General features: G+C 73.2%; 3 protein-coding genes and 1 pseudogene. 3 read left to right on the top strand and 1 reads right to left on the bottom strand.

What is annotated here, in order from left to right; all coding sequences use genetic code 11:
- Positions 1–1,318: FAD-dependent oxidoreductase (locus tag AB0C29_RS34750; protein ID WP_360829444.1), on the top strand; the 1,318-nt coding region annotated here is incomplete at its 5' end.
- A gap of 59 nt (positions 1,319–1,377) precedes the next feature.
- On the top strand, positions 1,378–3,465 hold the full coding sequence (locus AB0C29_RS34745) for an NACHT domain-containing protein (RefSeq protein WP_360829447.1): 2,088 nt from the start codon (positions 1,378–1,380) through the stop codon (positions 3,463–3,465).
- On the opposite strand, the gene AB0C29_RS34740 is transcribed toward AB0C29_RS34745, so the two are convergent.
- Positions 3,434–4,303 carry an alpha/beta hydrolase gene (locus AB0C29_RS34740; protein ID WP_360829441.1) on the bottom strand — a complete coding sequence of 290 codons (870 nt, stop codon included), beginning with the start codon at positions 4,301–4,303 and terminating at the stop codon, positions 3,434–3,436. The genes AB0C29_RS34745 and AB0C29_RS34740 overlap by 32 nt on opposite strands.
- Positions 4,304–4,373: 70 nt before the next feature.
- On the opposite strand from AB0C29_RS34740, the pseudogene AB0C29_RS34735 reads away from it, so the two are divergent.
- Positions 4,374–4,576, top strand: a pseudogene (locus tag AB0C29_RS34735) (SARP family transcriptional regulator); the annotation flags it as partial.

The raw sequence follows: 4,576 nt of genomic DNA, 5'->3' as shown, positions 1-4,576 counted from the left end.
CGACCCGCTGGACGGGATCGGCACGGCGGACCTGGCCGTGGTCGGCGCCGGCTACAGCGGGCTGTGGACGGCTCTGCTGGCCAAGGAACGCGACCCCGGCCGCGACGTCGTGGTGATCGAGGCCGGTACGGCGGGCTGGGCGGCCTCCGGGCGCAACGGCGGGTTCTGCGCGGCCAGCCTCACCCACGGCTTCGACAACGGACTGAGCCGTTTCCCCGACGAGATGGACACCCTCGAGCGGCTCGGCCGGGCGAACCTGGACGGCATCGAGCAGACCGTCCACCGGTACGGGATCGAGTGCGACTTCGCCCGTACCGGGGAGCTCAACGTGGCGACCGCGGACTGGCAGGTACGGGAGCTGGCCGCGTACCACGCCGAGGCGACCGCCCGCGGGCTGGACGTCACGCTGCTGGACCGCGACCAGGTCCGCGCCGAGGTCGACTCCCCCACCTATCTCGGCGGGGTCTGGGACCGTACCGGCTGCGCGATGGTCGACCCGGCCCGCCTGGTCTGGGGACTGCGCCGGGCCTGCCTGGAGCTGGGCGTCCGGATCTACGAGAACTCCCCGGTCGAGCGGATCAGCACCACCCGCGCCGGGCTCAGCCTGCACACCTGGCGCGGCCGGCTGGACGCGGCGAAGGTCGCACTGGCCACCGGCGCGCACGGCAACCTGCTGCGCCGCCTGCACCACTACGTCGTCCCGATCTACGACTACGTGCTGATGACCGAGCCGCTGACCGCCGCGCAACTCGCCTCGGTGGGCTGGAAGCGGCGGCAGGGGGTGGGCGACGCGGGCAACCAGTTCCACTACTACCGGCTCACCGCGGACAACCGGATCCTCTGGGGCGGCTACGACGCGATCTACTACCGGGGCGGGCGGATCAGCCCGGAACGTGACCAGCGCGAGGCCACCTTCGCGGTGCTGGCCGAACACTTCGCGCAGACCTTCCCGCAGCTCGACGGCGTGCGTTTCACGCACAAGTGGGGCGGCGTGATCGACACGTGCAGCCGGTTCAGCGGGTTCTTCGGTACGGCGCACAGCGGCCGGCTCGCGTACGCGGTGGGCTACACCGGACTGGGCGTGGGAGCCACCCGCTTCGGCGCCGACGTGATGCTGGACCTGCTCACCGGCGAACGTACCGAGCTGACCCGGCTCAAGATGGTGCGCCGCAAGCCGGTGCCGTTCCCGCCGGAACCGGTGCGGTCCGGGGTGATCGAGCTGACCCGCTGGTCGATCGCCCGGGCCGACGCCCACGAGGGCCGCCGCAACGTCTGGCTGCGCACTCTGGACAAGGTCGGCCTCGGCTTCGACTCCTGAGACTGGCCGTACGGCCGGTACGCCCGCGGGAGCCGCTTGGCCATCATGTCGGGGTGCCGATGTGGTGGAAACGTCCCCGGGTGTGGTTCTTCGTCCTTTTGATCATCGCCGTTTCCGCCGCGGGGGCGCTGTCCTGGTTCCTCACCGAGGAGGGCCGCCAGCACGCCGACCAGTGGTCGAGCATCATCTTCGGCGGCACCGCGGCCGCCGCCGTGCTGGTGACGGCGCTGCGCTGGCTGTGGATCCAGGACACCGGCCCGGCCGGGACGGTGACCCCGGAACGGCTCGCGGCCGCCCGGGCCGTACTGGCCCGCGCTCAGATCGAACAGTGGACGGCCGAGGAAGTCGCGCGTCAGATCCAGGACCCGTGGCCGCTGCGCGTGCGGTGGCAGGTGAGCCGCCGGGCCCGGCTCGTCATGGCCAGCTGGGCGGCGGTCCGGGGCGTGCCGGACGCCGGCGAGATCCCGCTCGAAGGCACCTACGACCGGGTCGCCGACGTCTTCGACCATCCGGACTCGCCCCGCCGCCTGGTCGTGCTCGGCGAGCCCGGAGCCGGCAAGTCCATGCTGGTCCTGCACCTGACGCTGCAACTGCTGCACCGCCGCGGCGAGCACGATCCGGTGCCGGTGCTGCTGCCGGTGGCGGGCTGGGACCCGGCGCAGCCGCTGGACGAGTGGATCGCCGCCCGGCTGGCCACCGACCACCGGCTGCTGTCCACGGTGGTGGAGGCCTCCGGCGGCACCCGGCGCACGCTGGCCCGCGAACTGGTGGCCCGCGGCATGATCCTGCCGATCCTGGACGGCCTCGACGAGATCGGCCCGAGCCACCACAGCCGCGCGCTGACCGCGATCTCCTCGGCCGCCGGGTCCGGCGCCAGGTTCGTGCTGACCAGCCGGACCAGGGCGTACGAGCGGGCGGTGCACGACTCGACGCCGCTGGCCCGTACGCCGGTCGTCGAGCTGCAACCGATGACCCCCGACGACGCGGCCCGCTACCTGACGGACGGCACCGACCAGCCGATCCCCCGGTGGAACCCGGTGCTGGCCCGGCTGGCCGCCGGTGACGACTCGCCGCTGGCGCAGACCCTGTCCACGCCGCTGATGATCTGGCTCGCTCGCGTGGTCTACCAGCACCGCGACAGCGATCCCGGCGAGCTGGTCAGCGCCGGCTGGGCGACCTCGCGGGCCGGCATCGAGACGCATCTGCTGCGACAGCTGGTCCCGGCGGCGTACACGGCGGCGGTCGGCGGTCGTCCGGGCCGTACCCCCGCCGAGGCGGACCGGGCCCGGCGCCGCCTCACCACGCTGGCCCGGCACCTGCGCCGCGAGCACACCTACGACCTGGCCTGGTGGCAGCTGAACGAGATTCCTCCCGGCCCGGCTGTGCAGGCCGGGACGATCCTCGTCACCGGCGTCGCCACTCTCCTCGCCCTGACCCTCTGCATCTTCGGCGTCTTCGGCATGGTGGACCTGCCCGCGCTGTACCCCCAGCTGGGCTGGCTGTGGGGCGGGCTCAACGCCGGGCTCGCCGTTGCCGTGACGACGGGTCTCATCCGCCGGGTCTTCGAGAGTCCACGCCATCCCCGGCGTGTCCGTGTCACCGCCAGCCGCGCGACCTGGCTGTTGATCGCCTGCCCGGTCGGCGTGGTGGCCGTCCTCGCCGGCGAGCCGGTAGCGGGAATCGTCGGCACCCTGGCCGCGGGGCTCTGCGCACCCCTGGTGTCCGGAAGCATCCACGCCGGCGGCGACGACCAGCGCGGTCTGAGTCCCGCCGCGCTGCTGGCCGACGACCGCACCTCCGCTTTCGTGGCCCTCGCGACCAGCGTCCTGCTCGCCACCACGGCCTGGTCCACCCTCGGCGAGTCGAGCGGTGAGCCGCTGATCGACGTCCTCTTCTTCGGCGTCCTCTGGCTGCTCCTGCCGGCAGCGGTGGTGCTCTCCAGCGCCTGGGGTCAGTTCTGTGCGGCCCGTGCTGCGCTGTTCCTGTGCGGACGGGCTCCCCTGCGGCTGATGGGCTTTCTCGGCGAGGCACACGACCGTGGGGTCCTGCGGCAGGCCGGCGGCGTCTACCAGTTCCGCCACAACCTGCTGCAGGACCACCTGGCCGCCCGGTCCGCTACCGGCTCAGCAGACCGCGCAACGCCTTGACCACCTCGGCCGGGGCCTCCTCCGCCATGTAGTGGCCGCACGAGACCGTACGGTGCTCCAGGTCCGGCGCCCAGGCCCGCCAGATGCCGGCCGCGTCGAAACCCAGCGCCGCGCCCCAGTCCTGCTGCAGCACCGTGACCGGCATCCGCAGCTGCCTGCCCGCCGCCCGGTCGGCGCGGTCGTGCTCCACGTCGACGCCGGCCGAGGCGCGGTAGTCGGCGACGATCGACGGGACCGCCTCGCGGCAGGCCCGCAGGTAGGCGGCACGAATCTCGGGCGGGATCGCCTGCGGGTCCTGGGTCCAGATGTCGAGGAAGTGGCCGAAGAAGGCGTCCGGGGCGGCACCGATCAGCTCCTCGGGCAGCCCGGGCGGCTGCGCCATCAGGTACAGGTGGAAGCCCACCGCGGCGCTGACGCCGTGCATGACGTCCCACATGTCCAGCGTCGGGAGCACATCCAGCGAGGCGAGGTGGGTGACCGCTTCCGGGTGGTCCAGCCCGGCCCGGATCGCGACCAGCGCGCCACGGTCGTGCCCGGCCAGGGCGAACCGGTCGTGGCCCAGCGCGCGGGCCAGCGCCACGATGTCGGCGGCCATGGTCCGCTTCGCGTACGCGTCGCCGGCGGGCTTGTCGCTCGCGCCGTAGCCACGCAGGTCGGGGCAGATCACGGTGTGGTCGGCGGCGAGGTCAGCGGCGACGTGCCGCCACATCAGGTGGGTCTGCGGGAAGCCGTGCAGCAGCACGATCGGGCTGCCCGAGCCGCCGACCGCGACGTTGAGCGCCACGTCCTCGGCGACGGTGACCCGCTGATAGTCGAATCCGGTGATCGAAGGGTTCATGCCGGCCAGGCTGCCCGGGCGGGATCAGCAGTGGATGAGCAGCGGATCAACACGCTGCTTAGATGGGGTCATGGTGGCCTTCGGCGTGCTCGGACCCGTGCGGGCGAGCACCGCGCTGGGCCCCGTACCGCTGAAGGGTCCCCGGCACCGGGCCGTGCTGGCCCGCCTGCTGATCGCCCGCGGCCGGGTCGTGCCGGTCGACCTGCTGGTCGACGACCTGTGGGAGCAGCCCCCGCCGGGGGCGGTCCCGGCCCTGCGCACGTTCGTGTCGGA

It is taken from the genome of Actinoplanes sp. NPDC048791 (assembly GCF_040650095.1).
Lineage (GTDB): Bacteria > Actinomycetota > Actinomycetes > Mycobacteriales > Micromonosporaceae > Actinoplanes.
The sequence above is the reverse complement of the archived record's forward strand: the minus strand, read 5'-3'. Positions and strand labels throughout refer to the sequence as shown.

Excerpts from the sequence above, each read along its gene's own strand:
- AB0C29_RS34745 (WP_360829447.1), top strand. The coding sequence starts at position 1,378 with ATGTGGTGGAAACGTCCCCGGGTGTGGTTCTTCGTCCTTTTGATCATC.
- AB0C29_RS34740 (WP_360829441.1), bottom strand. The coding sequence starts at position 4,303 with ATGAACCCTTCGATCACCGGATTCGACTATCAGCGGGTCACCGTCGCC.